Here is a 22,923-nt window from a genome sequence, read left to right as displayed (position 1 = left end):
TTAATTAACCCACAACTACTGTTATTTTGTGGGTTATTTATGGCACTTTTTCATCGCCTGCAGATTCTTCACTATGTTCAGAATGACAACCGTTTATATATGTTTTTCTAATTCAAACTCCTCATTAATCTCTTCCGTATCAAAACCCAGTTTTGGAGCGGCTTTCGCCGCGAATAACTTTTCATTATCCAACCTAATCGGACTAACAGTAGTCTTGATTTTTACGCTCTCTCCCAAATCTAAATGCTGCTCAATTTGTAAGTCTTTATAAGTACTCAAAGCAGTAGCGGTTTGATAATTTAACACTTCGGCACACCAGATTCCATGTTCCTCTAATAAGCTTACCCAATTTTTAGTATTGTCTTTTTTGAATGTTTCGGACAAACGAATAATCAGTTTATCACGATTTTCGAATGCTGAACCTGCTTCCACATATAAATCAGCAATATCACATTTTATGATGGCGCAGATGTTCGGCAGATTTCCCATTGCCATGGCGATATAGCCATCTTTCGTTTCGTACATACCATAAGGCGCACTTAAATATGCATGTGCACTACCTTTTGCCCCGCTTCTATCAGGTAATTTTCCGCCATCGTTTAAATAAGTGGTTAGCACTTCAAACTGTACATCCAGAATCGATTCTAACAAACTCACTTCAACCAGAACACTTTTATTGGTTTTCGCTCTTTTAATTAGCGCCGCCAGAATGCCTTGCGCCAAATGGTTTCCGCACATAATATCAGAAACGGAAAGACCAAAAGGAACAGGTCCATCTACATCAACGCCTGATAAAAAAGTCAGACCTGAAACTGCCTGAATGAGTAAATCCTGACCTGGTTTATTTCGCCAAGGCCCTTCATTTCCGTAACCCGTAACCACACCATAAACAATTTTTGGATTGATATTTTGAACGCTTTCATAATCCAAGCCAATTTTTTCCATCACACCCGGACGGAAATTATGTGTCATTACATCAGCCTTGCTGATTAGTTTTTTCAACCGCTCTAAATCCTCAGGATTTTTTAAATCTGCTGCATAACTTTCCTTATTGCGGTTGATGGTATGAAAAAGTAAACTATCCTCATCAACAAAAAGGTTTTTGATAGATAATTGGCGACAAGCATCGCCCGTTTTTGGTCGCTCGACTTTGATTATACGAGCGCCTAAATCAGCCAATTTTAAACCGGCTGATGGTCCTGCCAAAAACTGGCAAAACTCTAAAACCAGAATTCCCTCTAATGGTCTGTTCATGATAACACTAAACTTTTAGATTTCTGATATAACTCGTTCATGGTCGATAAAACCTGAATTTCATCGCTACCATTCATTAAATAATTGCGAACCACGTCGCCTGCATGGTCTTGAAAATACATGGAACCATGGTACCGCGGACGAAGAAACGCTCTTTGCAAAGCAGGCAAAGTATTTAGAAAATAATTTTGGCTCTGGCGATTTACCTCGTCATTTTTCCACGCAGCTAAATGTCCGGGCTGACCGCCACTTTCGAAAAACAAAGTAGATTGGCAAGCAGGAGAACCCACAAACTCTACATATTTGGCAGCCACATCGAGTTCTTCGCAATTTGAGGAAATGGCTAAGCCTGTTCCACCTAATGTACTTCTTAAATTCGTTTTTCCATCTAAGGAAATCATATCGTGAAAATGTAATGCTTTGCGGGCATAACCGTTTCTGGAGTAGTTTGAGTAGCCATAAGCGAAAGGACAATAGGCGATTTCATCGGTTAAAGTCATGGCCTCGTAAACCTGTATTGGGTTTCTATTGAAGTTTGCCTTATCCATTTTCGATGCCATTTCTCGGTACAGTTGCAAAGCTTTAACACCTGTTTCCGCTGAAACAACTTCGCTATCATTTTGGCAAGGGTCTTCACCCAGTGAACAGCAGAGTGTATAAAAATTCATTAAAACATCAATTGGTATGCCTGCGAAAGCAACTAATCCTCTATCGGCAAGTGCTAATAACTCTTCAAATGATTTGGGTAATTCCAATCCTTTTTCAGCAAGCAAATCAGGTCGTGATGCTGCTACAGGCGTTGCTGCATCAATCGGCAGCGCCCATAAATGTTCATCGTAGAAATAACTTTCATAAGACTGACCAACGGAATTGCGTTCTTGGTCTGCCAGGTAATCTTTTGAAAGGTAAAAATCCAAAGGCACAATAGATTTTGTTTTTGCAGCAAAGCCAGCCCAGGGATGGTCAATAACCAGTAAATCAAATCGCTCTGCCAACTCCTGAATAGAAAAATCGGCAAATTGTTGCAAACTTCTTTTCTCCCAGGTGATTTGAACATTCGGATACAATTCTGAAAATCGTTGTGCCGTTGCCACCATTGGCAAAAGCCCGCGACTGTGGTTCCAGGTTATTCCTTTTAAGTTAATTGTCTTCTCCACTTATTTTCCTCTTATTTCTTGTCATTCTGAGCATAGCGAAGAATCTCTAACCTATGTGTTCCAAACCCAAAGCTGGCATCTCTCCTTTTTAAGATCTGCGATTTATCGTTTGCATATGCTTCGTAACTCACCATGACAATTAGTTTAATTTCTTTAATGGTTGGTATCCTCACCGACCAAGTCTAATATCTATTTTGGTTAGTTCGGCACTAACCGATAACTAAGACCAATCCATCATTTTCCTGTTTTAATTATAATTGAATTTGTTGTTAAACCGACAGCTATTGCCGTTAATTTAATTGTTCCGGATTTCTCTGTTGATTGAAGAATGGCCAAGCATAAACCATGAAATGCTTTGCGATAGTTTGCTTTGAAAGGCTCCAAACTTGCTTGGAAGCCGTTATCAACGCCTGCGATAAAACCATTACCCTCAACTTTAAAATTAACTAAGTTGTCAGCATTCGGAACAACATTTCCCGCTGCATCCAAAATTCGAACGGTTACAAAAGATAAATCCTTTCCATCAGCTTTAATATTTTTTCTATCAGCGATTAACTCAATTTTAGCAGGAGCTCCTGCAGTTTTCACTTCACGAACCAAAACTTCTTTACCATTTTTACGAGATACAGCTTTTAAAGTTCCGGGTTCGAAATTTACATCCCAAAGCACATGCAAATCATCGTTCTGTTTAGATTTTTTGCCCAGAGAATTTCCGTTGAGATACAATTCCACTTCATCGGCATTGTTGTAATAAGCCCAAACATCTACTGATTTTCCAGCTTCCCAATTCCAGTGTGGTAAAATATGTAGCACAGGCTTGCTTGTCCATTCGCTTTGATACATGTAATATGTATCTTTTGGGAAACCCGCTAAATCGACAATACCGAAGTATGAACTTCTCGCTGGCCAAGGATAAGGCAAAGGTTCGCCGAGGTAATCGAAACCTGTCCAAACGAATAAGCCCGAGACGTGGTCGTATTTTTTTGCTTCTTTCCAAGTTTCTTCGTGAGTAGAACCCCAGTAAGCCGAAACATTATCGTAAGCAGATGCCGACCATTCTTTATTCCCCTCGGTAAACTTAGTTTTTCCATCTTTTGGCCAACGGCGAATGCTATCTGCAGTATCGTAAAAACCTCTTGTCTCTAATGCTGAAGTGGTTTCTGTGGCCAAAAACTTAACACCCGGATAGTTTTTAGGGAAATCTTTATACAATTTGTGATTGTAGTTTAAGCCATAAATATCTAAGGCATTTGCCTGATAAATGAAGTTTTTCTCTGCTTTAGTTTCTGTTAAAGCTGAAATAACAGGACGGGTTTTATCCAGATTTTTAACAATACCTACCAATTCCTTAGTAATCGCAATACCAGTACTGTCGAACTGTTCGCGTATTTCGTTACCAATACTCCACAGAATAATTGATGGATGATTGCGGTCACGTTTAATCATGTCTTCCAAATCACGTTTGTGCCATTCAGGGTAGTTCAAATGGTAATCGTTTTTAGTTTTCTTCTTCGCCCACATGTCGAAAGCTTCGTCCATTACCAGGAAACCCATTTTATCGCATAAGTCTAAAAACTCGGGCGCAGGTGGATTGTGTGAAGTTCGGATGGCATTTACCCCCATAGCTTTCATGATTTCGAGTTGGCGCTCCATTGCTCGAACATTGACGGCAGCACCTAAAGCACCTAAATCGTGATGCAGGCAAACGCCTAAAATTTTCATCGACTTACCATTTAGTGAAAATCCTTTTTCAGCATCAAAATCGAAAGAACGAACGCCGAATTTGGTTTCATAACTATCAATTACTTTCCCATTTTGAAGAATTTGAGTAACTAATTTGTATTGAAACGGATTTTCTATAGACCAAAGCATTGGGTTATTTATGTCGTAAAATTCATTCGTTAAATCTTCTACGGCACCTAGTTTCTTAATTGTGAAAGCATCTTTCTTAACTAATTTCCCTTTCGGGTCATAAATATTCTGAACAACAATTGCTGACTGAATTTTACCCGTTTTATTAATCAAGTTTGTTTTAATCTTAACAACTGCAATATCAAAGGGAAGTTGATGATGTACATTTGGATGAAAGGAATTTGCTTTAACATAATCAGCAGTTACAAATGTTCCCCAATTCGAAACCGCCACTTTTGCTGTTGATGTTAACCAAACGTTCCTGTAAATACCTGAACCAGAATACCAACGGGAATCTGGTTGGGCAGAATTATCAACTTTAACAGCGATAATATTTTTTCCTGTTTTTAGAAATTTGCTTATCTCGTAAGAAAATGAAGAATAACCGTAAGGACGTTTACCTAAGTATTTTCCGTTAATCCAAACTTCGCTATTTTTATAAACGCCATCAAACTCAATGGTTATTAATCGGTTTTGATAATTTGGAGGTGCTGTAAACTCTTTTCTGTACCAGCCAATTCCGGTTGGCAAACCTCCACCCTCGGGTTTGGCAGGATTTTTTTCATCGAATTTCCCCTCAATGCTCCAATCGTGTGGTAAGGTTAATAGTCTCCATTTGGAATCCAGGTATGCATTAGATTTCGCTCCAGATTCATCGCCGAGGAAGAATTTCCAGTTTTTGTTGAAATTGGTTCTGGTGCGGGGTTCCGAAATCGGTTTTGGTAAAGCGGTCGTTATTGCGAGGATGGGATTGAGCGAGCCGAAGCAGTCTGATTCTGCAAATGAGATTGCTTTCCCGAAAGGTCGGGACAGGCTGTGCCTCGTAATGACGGTGTTGGCGGATTTCGCCTCGCAATGACGAGATACCGACAACGCCGCCATCAAAAAAACTAAAACCCTAAAATTGCTCAACATCTTCATTCTAATTTCCACTTACAAAATTCACTTTACTTTTACCTAAATCTTTTGATGTAGCCAATGCTATTCCGCGTTGGTCTTGCTTGTTTACCGCACAATAAAAATGGTAAACCACGCCTTTGTATTTCAGCACAAAAGATTTGTGGGCATAAAAATCATCATATTTTTCTGATGATTCAATCAGGTTATCTCCTGTCCAATCGGTCCAGTTCATTAAATCTTTCGAAACTGCAAATCGATTAAATGAACCTTTTCTATCTTGCCAAAAGGCACCGAAGTAAAACATTACATAATTATCGCCGATTTGCTGAATTACCGCATCGCCGGTAATGCCAACAGGATGATGAACGACAGGGTTCTTATTGAAACGCTGCCAACGAACCATATCATCAGAAACCGCCATTCCAATCCGCTCGTACCAACGTGTTTTTTTATTATTGGCTAAAGAATCGCCAACAGCATTGTAATACATCACAAACTGGTGACCTGTTAATTTTTTCTTATCTTCAATTACCGTACTTTTAAAAAGTTTGTTGCGATTTTCCCACCAACGCACATCTTTGTCTAAAGCACTCAAAACAGGTTTATCTAAGCGGCTCCACTCCTGAACCAGCGATGGATGTTTGGTGGTATAAGCCATCCCGATGGATAAAGGTTCCACCTCGTAACCCTTTTCTTTTCCACCGAAATACGACATCCAATATTTGCCATCGAATGTTTTAGCATGGTAACTTCCACCCCATTTCATATCCAACAAAGCATTGTAACCTGCCTTTTGATTATCATCCCAGGAGCCTGCATCGCTGAACGGCATCAGTTTACCTTGATTTTCCCAATGCAATAAATCCTTGCTTCTTGATAACCAGGTTTCGTAACCACGACCACTGAAAATCAAGTAAGTCATGTACCAAAATTTGCCTTTTCTAAATATAGTAGGACAATCCATTTTGTGTTCTTTATCTTCAGGAACCATAACCAAGCCATATTTGTATGACGTTTTTACTTCCTGATAAATTTTCTCCATTTCATCAGCAGAAACCGGGTTTGGATTTTGAGCATTCGATTTCAAAGCCCAAACAAAAAGGAAAAGAATTAAGCTTATCTTTCTCATTTGTACTTTAAATTAAATTTATAATGCCCCGAACCTATAGAAATTTTGGTTTTTCCGTTTTCAATACCAGCATTGGTAAATGTTGAATTATATTCTTCAGCAATAACTGTTTCAGGCAAAGCCGGAAAGTAAACCGTTGTTTTTGTATTTACCGGAACATTTACTTCAAGCGTAAACTCCTTATCTGTTTTTTTCCAGGCAGATGAAATCTTACCGTAAGGAGAATCGTAGCTTACATTGGCTGAGGTTAAATCGCCAACTACTTCAGGCTCGATTTTAATGTGGTTGAAAGCGATGGAATTTTCGGCCTGACGGATGCCTCCAACGCCACTATACAACCATTCCATTAAGTGCCCAAGCATAAAATGATTATTTGAAACCGTTGGCAAAGCTGCCCAACTTTCGGTTAAAGCTGTAGCGCCTTTTGCAATTTGCATCCCGTAACCGGGCACATCCGAGCGACTGTTCATATCGAAAATCACATCTGATTTTCCTGCATCTTCCAAAACACGTAAAACATAACGATAGCCGATATCGCCGGCAGTTAAACTGTTTTTTCTATCTCTGATATCCTTAACCAAATTATCAATAACAGCGCTTTTGTCTTTATCCTCAACCAAACCCATGTAAACCGCCATGGCATTTGCAGCTTGAGAACCAGTTGCGTATTGTTTTGTTTTACTATCAAAAAACTTATTATTGAATGATTTTTTAACTTCAATAGCGAGTTTTTGGTAAGCTATGGCATCTGCTTTTTTACCCAAAAACGTAGCCATTTTTTCTAAAACTTGTAAATCATAGTAATAAATTGCGGTTCCGGTTACACCCATTGGTGTTAATTGAGAAACGCCCGGCGGCTTCGGACCTAAATCATACCAATCGCCTAAACCTTGAGATAAAATGTGGTTGTCTGCTTTCGTAGCTAAATAGTTAATGTAACGCTGCATCATCGGATAATAATCTACCATCGCCTGTTTATCGCCATACCACTGATACAAATACCAGGGCAACAAAATGCCGCTACTTCCCCATTCAGGCGAATCGCGAAACATATCGCCGCCCCACTCAAACTTCACATATTCAGGTGCAATTTCCGGAATTAAGCCGTTTGGCAATTGCGAGTTTTTCATATCCTGCAAAGCTTTTTTGAATAGCGGAGCAACATCATAATTGTAGCGAACAGAACTGCCCATTAGATGCAATTCTTCTAACCAACCCAGTTTTTCGCGGTGCGGACAATCGGTAAAAACACTAACCATATTGCTTTTAATCGACCAATCAATCAGCTTAAAAGTTTTGTTGAATAAATCATTTGATGTGGAAAATTCACCAACTTGTTCTGCTGCATTTCGAACATGATATGCTCTTAGACTTAAAACAATAGTTTTATTAATATCATGTTCCGTCCAATAAGGATTAGCTCCCTTTACCTGCAAATATCTAAATCCGGTATAAAAAAACTGAGGCCGCCAGGTTTCTATACCATCACCTTTTAAAATGTAAGTAAAGTAAGAAGGTCCGCCGATATTTTTCTGCGTTACCGAGCCATCTTCTTTTATTAACTCAGCTGGTGTTATGCGAATCGTATCGCCTTTTTTACCTCGAACTTTCAATTCTATAATGGCTGATGAATTTTGCCTCATATCATAAACCCATTCACCATTAGGAACAGGATTAGTTTTTAGAGCAGAGGTATATTCAAAAACTTTTACAGGCTCTTCTTTTTGCGCATTTAATTTTGGGCCATTAACAAGCAAAGCCGATTTCCAGTTTTTATCATCAAAACCGCTTGAATTCCAGCCCTTTTGTTCCAAATTTGCGTTATAGTCTTCTCCACCATAAATGCTCGAAAAAGTAATTGGCGATGGTGCGGTTTTCCAGCTTTCGTTGCTGATGATGTTCGCTGAAGTACCATCACTGTACTCAACCAGAACACGGCAAATCATTTTAGGATAACCATAAGCTACCTTTAATTTTCTGTACCTTTCTTTAACCGGTGGAACATAATAAAAACCATTACCAAGCATTACGCCAATCGCATTATTTCCTTTTTTAAGCTGCTTGGTAATATTATAAGTTACATACAAAGCCTCTTTATCATATTTAGTCCACCCGGGTGCTAAAAAATCATCGCCAACTTTTTCGCCGTTTAAAGTCATTTCGAAATGCCCTAAACCTGAAATAAAAGCCGTTGCTTTTTTAATGGTTTTGGTAACAGAAAAATCTTTGCGAAACATTGGCAAAATGTCGTTAGCGTTGTATTTATCTTTTTTTCCATCCGTAGGAAGTACGTTCACATTCGAATCGGCAAGTCTTTCAAAAGCAATCCATTTTGCGCCTTTCCAATCTTCGGTACCCAGTAAACCCATTTGCCAAAATGCAGTATTGCTCCAGGCAGATTTGTTTCCGAAATTATCCCAAACGCAAACTTTCCAATAGTAAGTTTTGGTTGATAAAAGTTTAGTGCCTTTATATTTTATCTGAATGGATTGACCGGAATTCACTTTTTTAGTATCCCAAACATCGCCTATATTTTTATTCAAGTTAGCCAAACTGCCCGAAATCAATACCTGATAAGCAGTTTGCATCACATTGTGTTTTACTGATTGTAATTTCCAACTCAAACTTGGCGAAACAAAATCTATCCCAATCGGATTATTTCGATAAGCGCAACTTAAACGAGCAACCTTAATATCCTGCGCAAAAAGCGGAAGACTGAATAAGAAAAGCCAGAAAAAGATTAAAAGTTTGCCCATTAAATAATTTACACCTTTAAGGTATTTTATTTAGATTTATAATTGGTTATCAGCGACAAAAACAATTAAAAGAATCAATTCTTTTCCTTTGCCATTAAGCTTAAATTTAAGCCCGATATTAATCTTCGCTACTAATTCAAATATAAATATTTTTTTTAAATATGAAAACATTTAATACTTTAGATTGATATACAATCTTTCCAAATGATAAATCGGAAAGCATTTTGTATGTTTGAAATTGTAAAAAAAACGCTACGACCAAATTTAAGCCTGTATGAACGAAAAGGAATCAAAATATCAAGCACCCGCCTTAGATAAAGGACTTGATATATTGGAGTATTTATCAGCACAATCCATCCCTCTATCTCAAACGGAAATTGCCATCGGAATTGAGAAAACACCAAACGAAATTTATCGAATGTTGATGAGTTTGGAGAGTCGTGGCTATATTCTGCGTGATGAAGTTTCGGGAAAATACAGACTTTCGTTAAAGCTTTTTTACTTGTCGCACAGACACTCTCCAATGGACGAATTGCGCAAAGCAGCACAATTTCCTTTGGAAGAATTAGCAAATACCATCCGTCAATCCTGCCATTTAAGTATCTTGTACATGACTCAGGTTATGGTCATTATTCATGCAAAAAGTCCGGGACCAATTGCCCTTTCTATTGAAGAGGGAAACCTTTTCCCTTTGCCTTTAACAGCATCAGGCAAGGTTTTGTTGGCTTATATGCCCGAAGCTGAGCGTAATTTGGCACTAAAAAACAACGCTATTTTCAAGAAATATCCTAAACCACAACAGGAAGATTTTATCAGTTCTTTAGAAGATATTCACAAAACGGGTTCGTACTTTAAAAACAGTGATTCCGTTTCTGGTGTAACCGATATTTCAGTTCCTATCGGAATTGGAGGCAATAACGGCATCATAGCATGTTTAACTATTTCGATGTTAAATGCCTTGAACGTTGATAATGCTATTGAGAATGATGTAATTCTTGCAGAGGCTAATAAATGCGTTAAAAAAATTGAGCAAAGGATTGGGGTTTAAACTGTTCTAAAAGTCTTCATGGCGAGGAAGCATGCAAGCTTGTCCCGATTTTTCGGGAAAGCAATCTGTTTCTATTCATTTGAAAAGCAATTATTGTGGCTTTTAGGTTATAGCGGTCCCGCTTTTCGTTCCAATCTTTTAAAAACTTCTGTCATTCTGAGGAACGAAGAATCCGTTTCATAGGTTGCAGATGCTTCGTGCCTCAGCATGACAGCATATTCAGGGTTGCTGCTATCTTAAAAGTATTTCCACTTCAATCGGGTTTAGGTGGCTCAGGCCTTGGTTCTATCAAAGACAAAACGCAAAGTAATAAAATTGCTATCCCGAAAGGTCGGGATAAACTATACCTCTTAATGACGAGCATGATGGCTATCCCGAATACTTAACGTTGTAATCCTTACCCTTTTCAATTGTTACCTCATAAATACCTTTAGAAACTTCCTTAACTTCTGCGCCTTTAACTCCAGGTTTGGTTCTACTTTTTATTTTCAATTTTCCCGTACCAATTGCTGAAGAAACTCTAATTTCTTTTTTGCTGCAATAAACGGAGATATCGCCGTTGGCAGTTGGCACTTTACCCTCTATCCACTCTAAACCACCTAAATTCGGCTCAATAGTATAAGTTTCGTAGCCAGGCGTTGTCGGCTGAACGCCTAAGTAATATTTGCCCAAAAGGTAAATCGGACTTGCGCCCCAGGCATGGCAAAGGCTTTTTCCAAATGGGCGACCATACATCGCCAAATGTTCTGTTCCTTTTTTATCGGGATTGTATTCTTCCCAAAAAGAAGTTGCGCCAAGTTTTAACATTCCGCCCCAATAATTTTTCATTTCCTTTAGAACATATGGCTGCTCTCCCATGGCACACAATGCTTCCAGCTCATAGAAACGCATGTAAGGTGTTGTAATTTTTGCTACTTCATTGTTTAAAAGCACATTCTTTTTTACTGCTAACTTTTGTTCAGGCGTGAAATAATCAAAGAAAATCCCGAACATATTGGCGTAACGGGTTACATTATCTGTTTGCTTATCATCGATTCTGCTGTGCACCAAAGCACTTTTGTTTTGGTTCCAGTATAATTCAAAAATTTTGGCTTTCAGCTTTTTGGCTTGCTTATCATATTTGGTGGCGCTTTCTGAATCATTTGCAAGTTTGGCACATAAGGCCATTGTTTCTAAACTTCTTGCATATAATAACTGCTCGAAGCTCACTTCACCATCTTTGCTTAATTTATCTGCCCAATCGATAAAAATCCAATCGCCCGGCATCCATTCCAACAAGCCATTTTTATTTTTTCTGCCATCGATATAAGTCATTAGCGACTGCATTCTCGGGTAAATATCCTGCACAAATTTTTGGTCGCCGGTAAATTTGTAGTAGTCGTAAATTCCCAAAAACCAATAGAAAGAATAATCCATAATGGTATTGATGTGAGCCGTTACAGGGTCTTTTCCTCGTTGCGCTAATAAAGTTCTTTTAACGGTTGGTGCATCAAAAAACGAATAATAATTCATCAAATAACTTTGATAAGCATCACCACTCCAAACCCAACGGTCGCGTTTTATACCATCGATAAAAAACTCTCGGGTATTCAAATGGAACGTATATTTTGCTACATCGTAAATTTTGTTGAGTTCAGCATCTGATGATTTAAAGCTTCCGCGTTCCGTAACAGGCGCATATTCATAAAGCATCGAAATCGAATCGGCCGAAACGCCACTTTCAGGTTGAAAATTCACATAGCGAAATGCTTTAGAAAGCGGCATAATCGAATCTTTTTTCTGCGTTAGATCTATATCCAAATAATCTAAAGTTTCGCATTTATCGGTCGACAAAGCCTCTTCTTTCGATTCTCCATAATAGAGGCTTAACCTCCCTTTTCCTTTTAGTCCATGAACTTTTATAAAACCAAAAGTTTCCTTACCAAAATCGGCAACGTAACCATTGCTTGCTTTCTCTGTTTTTATTGATGAGTGCGCCACTGTTGGCAATTTAAAAGCCGAAGGCAGTTTTGTCGCGTCGCTTAAATCCCACGAACCTGCCGAAACAAAGGTTGTCCCAGATTTATCAGAAGTTTTTCCGCTTGCATCAATCCATTCCTTATCTTCAAAAGTTGTTAGCCATGTTTCATCAGAAACAACTGTTTTCCCCTGAACAAAAACTGCCGGAACATGTGCCTGATTGTAAACTTTTAAGCTCAACTTGTGCTTTCCTGCGGGAATTTGAATGGTTTTCGGAAAACCGGAAATCGCCTGACCATCGATTTTAACATTGTAAGTTCCCTCTACAAAAAGTTTTACATCTTCAGGTTGAGATAAATTAAATTCCTTATGAAAATCGACCAAAACATAATGGCTATCCATTTTCCAAAAGACTGGAAAAAACGAACCTCTTTCTGTTCTACGGTTTTGCATCACGTTGCTCATGTAAATATCGAAATCGCCCGGATACCAAATCCATGAAGCTTTTTGGGCAAAAGTTGGAAATGTTAAACAGATTAAAAGCAAGGGTAAAAGTGTTTGTTTTAGATTTTTCATAATATCTATTTTAAGCATATTGCTATATGTTCTAATCCTCCGACTTCGGACTCCCGACTGAGGACTTTTATTTTAATGTCCGTTGAAAAATATATAAAGTGCAACCATTACAATAGCAAGGGCAATCCACGAAATCCAAACGGCTCTATCAGGTTTTTCTATATTTGATTCGTGTTCCTCATTTATTGTGTAAATACTTGGCGTTCTATCAAATAAAGAAATCAATATTGCGATGATTAGTAATCCTGCAAAAATGAAAAACGAGAGCATTAAATAGTGTGGCCAGAAAGGATATTCGCTTGGTGGCAGAATCCAAAGATATGTCACTCCGGTTCCTAAACTCAAAATAGAGCCGATGGAAAGTGTAAAGTTAACCGCTTTTCTGGTGGTTCTTTTCCAAAAAACCGTTAGCAAAAACACAACAGAAAGTGGTGGCGCAATAAATCCTAAAACCGACTGAAAAACATCAAATAAATTCAGTCCTTTTATGCTGTCGATGGCCAAAACTACCACAACAGCGAATACACAACCTGCAACAACCGTCCATCTGCCCATGCGGATTATTTGTTTGTTACTTGCCTCGGGATTGATTTTCTTCACATAAATATCCATGGTAAAAACGGTACTTAACGAATTTAGTGATGAACCAATGGTACCCACCAAAACGGCGATTAACACCACAATAACCAAACCGTTCATTCCCGGTGGAAATAAGCTGGTAACCATCGTCATGTAGGCTTCGTTCGGGTCTTTTAAATTTGGAAAAAGTACATAACAGATAATTCCTGTTCCTATAAACAAGGGCAATGAAAGTATTTTTAGCCAACCAATAAAGCTCACACCCAACTGACCTTGCTTTAAATTTCTAGCACCTAAAACCGATTGAACCATGGATTGGTCGGTACAGAAAAAAGCCACTGCAGCAACCGGATAACCCAATAAAATAGCATACCAAGGATATTTCGGGTCGCTGGCTGGTTGAATTAAGTTCCAGAAATGAGCAGGTGTTTTATGGTAAAGAGCAGATATTCCTCCTACCTTATGCAAGCCTAAAAGCATTAATGAAAGCGACACGGCAATCAGCAAAATCATTTGGAAAACATTTACTTTTGCAATCGCTTTTAATCCGCCAAAAAATGTAAATAAACCTGCAAAAGCTACTAAAACCGTTACCGATTGCCACATCGGGATGCCTAAAATCTGCCGAACCAAAAAGCCTCCGGCGAATAATCCAAGGGATAACCAAGAGATTAAAATCTTCACTAATGCATACCAGGCCAGGATATTTTGAGTAGAATCGCCATAACGATTACCCATAAACTCAGGCATAGTACTCACTTTGGCTGCTAAATATTTAGGAGCAAAAACAATGGCCAGCAAGAATAAAAAGATAAATGCATACCAATCGAAATTTACGGCAACAATGCCTGTGCTGTAACCAATGCTGGCAAAGGCCAATAACATAGACGGACCAACATTAGTACCCCACATGTTAAAGCCAATGCTACTCCAGTTCAGTGATTTATTCGCCAAGAACAAATTTTCATCATCGCTTTTTTTCTTGGAGAAGCTGGCTCTGTATCCGATAATAATCAGAATAATGAGGTATGCAATTACGATGAAGTAATCTAAGCTGGTTAATCGTTCTACAATGTTTCCCATCGGTTATTTGGTTAGTTTGGTAATGGTTTTTTTAATCAATTCATCGGGGAATGACAAACTTTAATTTTACTGTCATTCTGAGCGTAACGAAGAATCTGCAACCGATGAGCACTGCTCAAACCTAACCCACCAATTTTAGTTCGGTGGTGTGTTTGGTGGCAGTTTTACATGGTACGGGATTCTTCAATGAGTTCAGAATGACAAACCCATGATTTATAATCCCTCGCCTCGGTACGTGTCCTCACGTACAGAAATTTTACAATCCTATCGATTCCCTTGTTATATTATTCTCTTTTAAAATATCATCAATTTTAACTGGCAAACCGATTTTCATTGATTTATCCATGGCTTGCAAAAGTGCAACAGTTCCAATTCCCTCTTTTAAATCGGGGTAAGCCGTAAATTTATTGTTGATGCTGTCTGCAAAATAATCAAGGTAATTTTGATATTCACCTGCATGGTGGCTTTGCCCCTCGAAACGGAAATAGTGCTTCAAGGTTGAATCACCCCAGGTAATAATTTTTTCTTCGCCCGTTTTTGTCGTAACCGAATAACGCAGTTCATGGTAATCTGCCTGACTTGCACCCTCTGTTCCGCGGAGAATGCAGCTCATTCCGCTATCGCGACTTGCCGGTTGTGTTGGCCCTGTGTAAGCGCCGCTCACTCTTGCAATTCTGCCATCTTTGGCTTTAAAAATAAAGTGCATGGTATCCACGTTTTTTATTCCGGCTTTTAAGCCATTACTGCTCAACATTCCGTAACCCATTACTTCTTCAATATCGGGCATATACCAACGGATAAAATCAACAGGATGACTTAAACCACCGTACAACCACTTAAATGATTGTTTCAGCGACCAACCTTTTTCTAAAAACCAACGATGGTCGGCATGATAATAACTTTCGATAGTAATTAATTCGCCAATCAAACCTTTATCGAAATCTTTTTTCTGACGCATTGCAGGTTCAAAAAAGCGGGAGCTTTGTCCGACGAAAATCTTTCTTCTTGATTTTTTTGCCAGCTCCAAAAGTTCATTTGCTTGCGTTAAATCATCAATGAAAGGTTTGGTACAAACCACATGTTTGCCGTGTTGAAGTGCCAATTTAATGTGTTCAAAATGCAAATGGTCGGGCGTGTAAATCGCAATCATATCGATTTTATCACTGGTTAACATATCTTCGTAATTGGTCGTCCAATTTTCGAAATCGAATTCTAAAGCACGTTCTTCGCAAAGCTTTTTATTGGCATCGCAAATTTGAATGAGCTTAAACTTTGTGCTCGCCAATGATGCAGACATCGTACTTCTGCCCTCTCCTAAACCTAAAATTCCTAATCTTAACATGTTATTATTTTTCTAAGCGTTATTTTTTTTTCTAAAATTACCGTTGTCATTCTGAGCACAGCGAAGAATCTCTAACTTAATTGCACTGCTCAAAACTAACCTACCAATTTTGGTTCGGTAGTGTATTTGCGGTAGTCTTCCATAGCTTGGAGATTCTTCCTGCGTCAGAATGACAAACCGCGACATCTATTTATTCTATCGGTTTAAAAAACACCCAAACCTCATCGGGTTTTGTGCCCTCAATGCCCTCTTGGTATTTCTTCATTATCGCATTCCATTCATCTACTTTTGGATTATTCAAAGTCGTTTTCGGATTCAAATCATCCAAATTCTTCCCTTTCGGAATACTGATAATCAACATTAATTGTCTGTCCTTTTTGAAGATGGCCAACCGTTGAAACTCTCCATTGCAGAACCCTTTTGATATCTCGGGCCATTTCTCAAACTGTGTTTTATGGTAATCCAAATACTCCTGTTGCATCTTTTCATCTTTAACTAAATTGGCTGATAAAATGATATTATCCCATTCTGCTACAGGTTTATCACCACAGTTTTTTTCTCTATTGAAATCGTAAAATAGATTATCATAAAGCTTAATTTCTGATGCATCTAAACGCTTCAAAGTTTGTTGCAGACTTTCTACCTTTAAGCTCGAAGTATAAATAACCAATCGATTACTCCATTTGTAAATTGAGCTTGAAACCAAGTTATTTTCCTTTGCAAAATGTTCCAAAGCTTTATTTGATGGCAGGTTATCATCTTTAAAAATCAACTCAAAAACCACCGATTTGTCTTCCGCCTGATTGATTCCTTTGGTAGAATAGATTGCTTTTTCCCTTAACAGATACTTAAAAGACTTCTCTAAACCTGCGTTTTCTTTAATGTTTTCAGCAACTTTTGGTCCGTTGCTTTCCCATAAATTATCAGGTCCGTTGGCATTTTGAAGATATTTTTCAGTTGGCGTCCAGTTGTTTTTTATGGTAAAATACGATGAACCCTCATCAGTATAAAGATAAAACCAATGTTCTGGAAGATGCGCAAAAGGTGCCTTGTAAATACTATCGACAACGTTATCTGTGATGAAAGATTCTGGCTGTGCCGATAAAGTATAAATTCCTGCCACATCGTACATGTGTTTTCCGTAGTGATGAATTTTATTTGCGCTGATGGTATTATTCTTCATCGCATTTTGAGTTTTTGTCCAACCCCAACCCATGCTGATACCAGAATAAGAAACATCGCTGATTTCATTATGCAATATTTTAATGCCACGAACATAGCCTGCACCAATGCCAACAGCGCCCCAATCCTCGTTAGTTACATCGATAATTAAGTTGTTTTCGATTTTATCATTGGTCGAAATTTCCCTTTTATCAGATGGATTATATGGCAGATGAACTTCGGTTGTCTCATCAGAAAAAGTACCAATTAAAATTCCCGAACCGCCAATATCCTTAAATAAATTGCCTTTAATTTCATTATCAGAAGTTCCTTTCTTGTAATCCAATCCCGTTGATGCGAGATGCTCGAAATGACAATTTTCAAATGAAGTATTGCTGGCATAAGTTACTTCGACAGCTGATGCAGGTCGGCCAACCCAAGCCTGATTTTCCAAAGTTGGTTTATCGGGCGTACCTGCTTTTTTCAGTTTGTAAGCATCGAGCATATACATACCCGCCTGATGCGGAACATGACCTTGTTTTGATGGCCTTAACCAGGTAGCGTGCTCAAAAGAAATACCTTTAAAATTTACAAAGGCAACAGGATTATCAATTGTCCCCTCTATTTTCAGGAGATTCTCTAAAGCCGGCGCAATCACTTCGGCCTTAAGCATATTCTCCGAAGCTTTTGGCCAATAATAAACTTTGTGATTTTGCAAATCTTCGTACCACTCGCCGGGCTCGTTTAAAAACTGTATTGCATTTGTAATATAGAAAGCTGAATTTCCTGTCTTTTCAGAAATCCAGGGTGCAGGCCAAGGGTGTTCTGATTGAATTCTACTTTCAGGCTGCATGAATGAAAGCTCAACTGCATTTCCTATAACCTTTACCGATTTAACTCGAAGATTTGCGATTGCCCACCATTGATGGATGAGCATTTCCATGCCTTTAATATTGGATAAATTAATCTCCTTTTGTAGCGGAATTTTACAGGTTTGGGTCTTAGCATCCCAAGATAAAATTCTGCCCATGGCATCACTGTTGTAGTTTTTTGCACGAACGGCTTTATTTCCATTAACCCAAAGCTGTCGGAATAGCAAGCCATTCCCATCAAAATTAGGTACATCGGCAACCCAAACTTTCCCGACAGATTCCTTTGGCAATCCCGGAATTGTGCCTGAAAGTTTTTTCCAGCCGTTAATTTTTACACCACCACTTAAAATGACTTTTTCGGTGGCCATAATTTCCGTCGGACTATCTTTTGTACCCGAATCTTCAGGACGAAGAATAACAGGCTCATGAAGTTGATAAACTCCTTTACCAATGATAATTCTGATTCCACCTTTAATTGAGGAATCGTTCAAACGCCTTAACTCTCGGGCTTTTCTAATCGCTAAATGCAATGTTGCCAGAGGTTTTTCTTTGGTACCTAAGTTAGCATCCGAACCGTTTTTTGCGACATAGATATCTACCGCACTTGCTTTAAAGGATAATAAACTAAATATCAGCAAAAAGATAATAACTGAAAAGTACTTTTGTTTGGATGGATTTGTTCGTGAGGACACGAACCACGGCAATACCACCAAACCGTGGTACGTCTCCTCACATACCACTAGTTTGCAACTCCAACTCATCATGCTTACACAGTTTTTTAGTCTATTCATATTATTTAGCTTGAAAAACTGACTTGAGATAGCTGGTATTGGCACTGAAATTATATTTTACGTTTGTAGGCTGGTTTGCATCTCTACTTCTTTCTACCACTAACCAACCTTTCCAACCCATATCGTGAAGTGTTTGTTTCACTTTATTCAAATCTATTTTCCGGTCATTTTGTAACCAAACGCCATCTTCATTGGTTGCATGAATTTGAATGATATTTTTTCGTCCTAAAATTCTTAACTCCTGGTGTAAATCTCTTCCGTTTTTTATGGCATTAGAGAAATTGAAATAGCTTTTTACATGCTTGCAACTAATGTCTTTTAGCAATTCAAGTTCTCCTGTGGCATCAAGCGCAGTCTCAATGCCAATGATAACACCTGTTTTCGAAGCCATTTCGCCAGCTACTTTTAATCTTTCTACAATTGGCTCACGTAATTCTGGATTTTTAATCAAATCGCCTTGAACACCTAATGGAAGAAAAACGACTTTTACATGCATTGCTTTTGCAGTATCCAAACAATCCTGAATCATCTTTTGATAAGTCGGCCGCTTGGCGAAAGATTGCGCATAAAAACCCGTCATCGCTAAAGAGCAGATTTCTATATTTAATTCCTTTGCTTTGTCTAAATACTCCTGACGGATTTTTGGGTCTGCAAGTTTGTTATCAAAAGTTTCTCTATCACCCAAGCCACCCATATCGATTTCCAATCCATCAGCACCAATTTCTTTTGCAAGTGGTAAGGCGCTAATTTTCTGACGTTTCAAAATCATCAAATCAATTACTGCAATTTTGTATCGATTCTTTTTTTCAGAGGCAAAAAGCAGTTGATTAGGAATGAGTAAAGCACCTGCAAGTAAAGCAGTATTGGTAATAAAAGTCCTCCTGTTTAGCTCCATAATCTATTTTGTTGCGTTTATCGGAAATAATTTCTCCAGATTTTCAAATCCCATAACTGCATTTTTCGGGAGTTTTTCACCTTTATCTCCGAAAACATATAGGGCATTTTCTTTCTCGATGGTTACTTTACTTTCATCGTATTTACCATACTTATCCTTTACGGCAGCGCTATTGAGTTTGAAATTCTTAATCAAAAAATCGTAAAGCGCAATGCGTTTGTTGATACCAAAATCATGCTTTTCTTCAGGAAGATGAACATTTTCGACTTTATTTTGCACTCCATAATAACCGTACATTTTTTGCAGATAAGTAAAATCATGTTCCGGCGTATGAGCTGTCCAATCACTTCCATCTGAAACTAATAATTGTGGTCGTGGTGCAGCCATTGCCGCCAATTCTACGTTATCTGTTCCACCTCCGCATTGATGAATAGGCATTCCGCTTTCACATGGGCAACCTCCATAAAAGTATGAGGACATCGCAACTACCGGTGCGCTTAGCTTGATTCTATCATCCATTGCGGTCATTAAGATAGAATGACTTCCTGCGCCTGAACCACCACTGATGCCTATTCTACTTGTATCGGTTTCTTTTAATGAGGAGAAATAATCCAAAATTCTAATTCCACCTAATGTTTGAACAGTTTGCGCTAAACTGCGGCGATGGTCTTCATATTTAAATTGAAGCATTGATTCGCCCCAGGCAAATAAATCGTAACTGAAAGCCATAGCACCCATGCGGGCGATAGTGGCGCAACGAAGCTGGCAATCAGGCCTGTAGCGTTGCTTTTCCCAATGTCCATCAGGACTTAAAACCACTGGGATTTTACCTTTTACATTTAACGGTTTATACAATGAGCCGTTAATCCAAACACCCGGGAGAATTTCCAAGGCGATGTTTTCAACTGAATAGCCATCGAAAACTCTTTTCGCTGTAATAATTGGTTTTGAGTTTGGCTTTGCGGGCAAGGGCGATAACATTAAAGCCTGATATAATTCGGGTTTTATTTCTGCTTTGCGCTTTTCCCAACTTGCTTTATCATGGTATTTTGTGGCCAAAGTATCCAAGTAAGCCCAGCCATCCTGAACTTCCCAACGATAATATTCGTATTCTTTCAGCTTGTAAACTCCTGGCTTTTCTTTATTCACTTTCATATCCAAAGGTGTGAGTACATTCGCAAGTGTTTCATCAACATCAGTTCTGAAACGCCAATCTGCGCAGTTTACCCACTTGTCTTTCACCTGCGGCTCAGAGTATTTAATTTGGACTTTAAACCGGGTTTGAATTTCTTTTAGAACATCAGTTAATGGCTTTTTGTAGAGATTATCGGTGTTTTGGGTTTGGGCGGAGAGGTTGGTAATTAAGGATAAGTAAACGAAAAATAGCATTGAAAAATACTTAGTCATCGCTGCGAAGTCGGGCTTAAGCGAGCTGAAGCCCCCTGAATTTGCAGAATGAGATTGCTTCGTACCTCGCAATGACGAGGAACAGAAAAAATTCTTGATTAATCTCATGGCTCTTCGCTCTTAGTTTCTTTAACAATCGGAGCTGCATAACCTTTTAACTTTGGCCAAACACCATTTTTTATTTTCTTCAATTTCAACTTAGACGGGTCGACAACTACGTGTTTAATTTTTTCTCTTCTCCAGGTGTAAATGAAGTGCAACATACCATCAGAAGTTTGTATCACTGCAGGATAAGAGTATTGGCTAATTGGCGAATCTTCTAAAATTACTGCCGCAGACCAATTTTTGCCATCTTTGGAAACTGAAACATTTAAAGGCGTTCTTGGTCCTTTTGCTAAATCGCCGGGAGGTAAAACATGATTGTAAACCAAAACCTGGCGACCGTCTTTCATGGTTACTGCATCCGTTCCGGAGTTATTATTTGGTAAAGAAGTTTTCGTTAAAGCTGACCACGTTTCGCCATTATCTTCAGACCAGGATTCTACGATTGCTCTGTTTGCAGTTCTGGCTAAAATTTGAAGTTTCCCGTTTCCATGTTGTAAAATGCTGGGTTGAATGGCTTTGATTCCATTTTCAGGTAAAGGTCCAACCGTTCTCCAAGTTTTGCCGTTATCTTTTGTTACCTCGAAATGAATTTTCCAACCATCGCCCTCTTTGCTTGATGGAGCAAAAAGATTTCCATTGCTTAATAAAACAGGTTTGTTTTTAACGGGACCAATGTAACCATCAGGCAGTTTCGTAGCGTCAGACCATGTAATTCCGCCATCTTTCGAAGTTTTCATCAAACCCCACCATTCAGATGGTTTTGGCCCGATTTTGTAAAATAACAGTAAATCTCCACTTGGAACCTGATATAAGACAGGATTCCAGGTTGGCAATCTTTTGCCATCGGATTGGATTCCATTTGCCACAGAAACTGGCGCCAACCATTTTCCATCTACAAAGCGACTGATATAAATTTCTACATCAGGATTACGCTCTTTCGTTCCACCAAAATACGAAGCCACCAAACCTGTTGGTGTTTCGGCGATTGTTGCAGAATGACACGATGGAAATGGTGCCTTATCATAAAGAAATTCTTGCTTAACGACTCCCGTTTGCCATTTTTCAACTTGTGCATTGGCTTTCAAAGCGAATAGGACAATTGATATGGTTAAAATATTTTTGAACATAATTATTAAATTTTATTATTAATCCTCCCCCTCCCAACACACATCTCTATGCTCCCCCCTCCAAAGGGGGACAAAGCAAGGTGCCCAACAGAGCGAATTTACATTAGGCATTTTCCTGCTCCTTGCTATCCCCCTTTGGAGGGGGCAGGGGGAGGAAATTGCGAAGTTAATTTTTTCCTTTATTAGCCTTTTCTTCTTTTATCTTTTTAGTGTAGGCACTATAAAGCGCTCTCCAACTGCGACCGTTGTTATTTAGCATTTGCTCTGATTTTGTTTTGTAAATCTCAAAAATGGCAGAAATTTGTTTCATGTTTTTATAATCTACGGCCTGCTCTCTTGCTTGTTTCAAAAATCCTAAAATCTTTGCCTCTTCATCAGCGGTTAAATCTGGAACAATGGCTTTATAACCTTTCATTGTAAAATCCACTTTACCAATAGTGTATTTATCTAAAATGGTTTCTACTTGTTCAGGAGATAAATTTTTCCTCAAACCATCCATTAAAGATTGATGAACAGTAGCAGGCATAGCCGAATCTGCGATGATTTGTTTATCCAAATCGCTTAGTTTATTTCCAGTAACCGGATTAATACCATCAGGAACTGTTGATGCCGGATGGTTGTTATGCCAATCTCTAACGGTTGTTAAATGAACTGCAATGACATTTTCGACCACAGTTTTTCTCGTGGCATCGGTTAAATTTAATGCAGAAACGAATTCTTTCGCTTTGGTTAAAATTTCTTCAGTTACAACAACATCTTTTGTTTGACTGAACACATTTACTGTGGTTAGCAGTAAAGTGATTAGTACAAATGGCTTTAAAATCTTTCTCATAATTGTATTTTAATTATTGGTTTAACATTTTTAATCTGT

At 38.5% G+C, this 22,923-nt stretch carries 14 protein-coding genes; 1 reads left to right on the top strand and 13 read right to left on the bottom strand.

Going from position 1 to position 22,923, the window contains the following annotated elements:
- Positions 1 to 93 precede the first annotated feature (93 nt).
- The 5 genes from EZ449_RS04120 to EZ449_RS04100 all read right to left on the bottom strand — a co-directional run bounded on the left by EZ449_RS04120 (position 94) and on the right by EZ449_RS04100 (position 9,107).
- The gene (locus EZ449_RS04120) at positions 94 to 1,254 is read right to left on the bottom strand and encodes a CaiB/BaiF CoA transferase family protein (RefSeq protein WP_131556681.1); all 1,161 of its coding nucleotides are present in this window, start codon (positions 1,252 to 1,254) and stop codon (positions 94 to 96) included.
- On the bottom strand, positions 1,251 to 2,411 hold the full coding sequence (locus EZ449_RS04115) for an ABC transporter substrate-binding protein (protein WP_131556680.1): 1,161 nt from the start codon (positions 2,409 to 2,411) through the stop codon (positions 1,251 to 1,253). The genes EZ449_RS04120 and EZ449_RS04115 overlap by 4 nt, the downstream gene beginning before the upstream one ends.
- 234 nt (positions 2,412 to 2,645) lie before the next feature.
- On the bottom strand, positions 2,646 to 5,237 hold the full coding sequence (locus EZ449_RS04110; protein WP_225872225.1) for a glycoside hydrolase family 2 TIM barrel-domain containing protein: 2,592 nt from the start codon (positions 5,235 to 5,237) through the stop codon (positions 2,646 to 2,648).
- A 7-nt stretch (positions 5,238 to 5,244) separates the two neighbouring features.
- Positions 5,245 to 6,351 carry a glycoside hydrolase family protein gene (locus EZ449_RS04105; protein WP_131556679.1) on the bottom strand — a complete coding sequence of 369 codons (1,107 nt, stop codon included), beginning with the start codon at positions 6,349 to 6,351 and terminating at the stop codon, positions 5,245 to 5,247.
- On the bottom strand, positions 6,348 to 9,107 hold the full coding sequence (locus EZ449_RS04100) for an alpha-L-rhamnosidase (RefSeq protein ID WP_131556678.1): 2,760 nt from the start codon (positions 9,105 to 9,107) through the stop codon (positions 6,348 to 6,350). Before EZ449_RS04100 ends, EZ449_RS04105 begins: the two co-directional genes overlap by 4 nt.
- A 274-nt stretch (positions 9,108 to 9,381) precedes the next feature.
- Between EZ449_RS04100 and EZ449_RS04095 the strand changes: the two genes are divergently transcribed.
- Positions 9,382 to 10,155, top strand: a complete 774-nt coding sequence (locus EZ449_RS04095; protein WP_131556677.1) for an IclR family transcriptional regulator — start codon at positions 9,382 to 9,384, stop codon at positions 10,153 to 10,155.
- 369 nt (positions 10,156 to 10,524) lie between these two features.
- Here the strand turns inward: EZ449_RS04095 and EZ449_RS04090 are convergent, their stop codons facing one another.
- The 8 genes from EZ449_RS04090 to EZ449_RS04055 form a co-directional block, all read right to left on the bottom strand.
- Complete coding sequence (locus EZ449_RS04090; protein ID WP_131556676.1) at positions 10,525 to 12,690, bottom strand: alpha-L-rhamnosidase-related protein; 2,166 nt, start codon at positions 12,688 to 12,690, stop codon at positions 10,525 to 10,527.
- Positions 12,691 to 12,762: 72 nt separating this feature from the next.
- Positions 12,763 to 14,352: a sodium:solute symporter family transporter gene (locus EZ449_RS04085; RefSeq protein ID WP_131556675.1), complete on the bottom strand. Its 1,590-nt coding sequence runs from the start codon at positions 14,350 to 14,352 to the stop codon at positions 12,763 to 12,765.
- Positions 14,353 to 14,608: 256 nt separating this feature from the next.
- Positions 14,609 to 15,694, bottom strand: a complete 1,086-nt coding sequence (locus tag EZ449_RS04080; protein ID WP_131556674.1) for a Gfo/Idh/MocA family protein — start codon at positions 15,692 to 15,694, stop codon at positions 14,609 to 14,611.
- A gap of 190 nt (positions 15,695 to 15,884) precedes the next feature.
- On the bottom strand, positions 15,885 to 18,518 hold the full coding sequence (locus EZ449_RS04075) for a right-handed parallel beta-helix repeat-containing protein (RefSeq protein ID WP_225872224.1): 2,634 nt from the start codon (positions 18,516 to 18,518) through the stop codon (positions 15,885 to 15,887).
- A 1-nt stretch (position 18,519) separates the two neighbouring features.
- On the bottom strand, positions 18,520 to 19,413 hold the full coding sequence (locus tag EZ449_RS04070) for a sugar phosphate isomerase/epimerase family protein (protein WP_131556673.1): 894 nt from the start codon (positions 19,411 to 19,413) through the stop codon (positions 18,520 to 18,522).
- Between the two features lie 3 nt (positions 19,414 to 19,416).
- Entirely contained in the window at positions 19,417 to 20,802 is a 1,386-nt protein-coding gene (locus EZ449_RS04065) for an acetylxylan esterase (RefSeq protein WP_165499691.1), read from the bottom strand.
- A gap of 122 nt (positions 20,803 to 20,924) precedes the next feature.
- The gene (locus tag EZ449_RS04060; RefSeq protein ID WP_131556671.1) at positions 20,925 to 22,052 is read right to left on the bottom strand and encodes a sialidase family protein; all 1,128 of its coding nucleotides are present in this window, start codon (positions 22,050 to 22,052) and stop codon (positions 20,925 to 20,927) included.
- Between the two features lie 166 nt (positions 22,053 to 22,218).
- The gene (locus tag EZ449_RS04055; RefSeq protein ID WP_131556670.1) at positions 22,219 to 22,884 is read right to left on the bottom strand and encodes a DUF3826 domain-containing protein; all 666 of its coding nucleotides are present in this window, start codon (positions 22,882 to 22,884) and stop codon (positions 22,219 to 22,221) included.
- Positions 22,885 to 22,923: the final 39 nt, after the last annotated feature.

The organism is Pedobacter frigidisoli (assembly GCF_004331675.1).
GTDB classification, from domain to species: Bacteria; Bacteroidota; Bacteroidia; order Sphingobacteriales; family Sphingobacteriaceae; genus Pedobacter; species Pedobacter frigidisoli.
This window is presented reverse-complemented; position numbering and strand designations above follow the sequence as displayed.

What these genes read in the sequence shown, in the direction of transcription:
- EZ449_RS04055 (WP_131556670.1), bottom strand. Translation starts at nt 22,884, where the DNA reads ATGAGAAAGATTTTAAAGCCATTTGTACTAATCACTTTACTGCTAACC.
- EZ449_RS04085 (WP_131556675.1), bottom strand. Translation starts at nt 14,352, where the DNA reads ATGGGAAACATTGTAGAACGATTAACCAGCTTAGATTACTTCATCGTA.
- EZ449_RS04075 (WP_225872224.1), bottom strand. Translation starts at nt 18,518, where the DNA reads ATGAATAGACTAAAAAACTGTGTAAGCATGATGAGTTGGAGTTGCAAA.
- EZ449_RS04080 (WP_131556674.1), bottom strand. Translation starts at nt 15,694, where the DNA reads ATGTTAAGATTAGGAATTTTAGGTTTAGGAGAGGGCAGAAGTACGATG.
- EZ449_RS04120 (WP_131556681.1), bottom strand. Translation starts at nt 1,254, where the DNA reads ATGAACAGACCATTAGAGGGAATTCTGGTTTTAGAGTTTTGCCAGTTT.
- EZ449_RS04110 (WP_225872225.1), bottom strand. Translation starts at nt 5,237, where the DNA reads ATGTTGAGCAATTTTAGGGTTTTAGTTTTTTTGATGGCGGCGTTGTCG.
- EZ449_RS04095 (WP_131556677.1), top strand. Translation starts at nt 9,382, where the DNA reads ATGAACGAAAAGGAATCAAAATATCAAGCACCCGCCTTAGATAAAGGA.
- EZ449_RS04100 (WP_131556678.1), bottom strand. Translation starts at nt 9,107, where the DNA reads ATGGGCAAACTTTTAATCTTTTTCTGGCTTTTCTTATTCAGTCTTCCG.
- EZ449_RS04065 (WP_165499691.1), bottom strand. Translation starts at nt 20,802, where the DNA reads ATGCTATTTTTCGTTTACTTATCCTTAATTACCAACCTCTCCGCCCAA.
- EZ449_RS04090 (WP_131556676.1), bottom strand. Translation starts at nt 12,690, where the DNA reads ATGAAAAATCTAAAACAAACACTTTTACCCTTGCTTTTAATCTGTTTA.
- EZ449_RS04070 (WP_131556673.1), bottom strand. Translation starts at nt 19,413, where the DNA reads ATGGAGCTAAACAGGAGGACTTTTATTACCAATACTGCTTTACTTGCA.
- EZ449_RS04105 (WP_131556679.1), bottom strand. Translation starts at nt 6,351, where the DNA reads ATGAGAAAGATAAGCTTAATTCTTTTCCTTTTTGTTTGGGCTTTGAAA.
- EZ449_RS04060 (WP_131556671.1), bottom strand. Translation starts at nt 22,052, where the DNA reads ATGTTCAAAAATATTTTAACCATATCAATTGTCCTATTCGCTTTGAAA.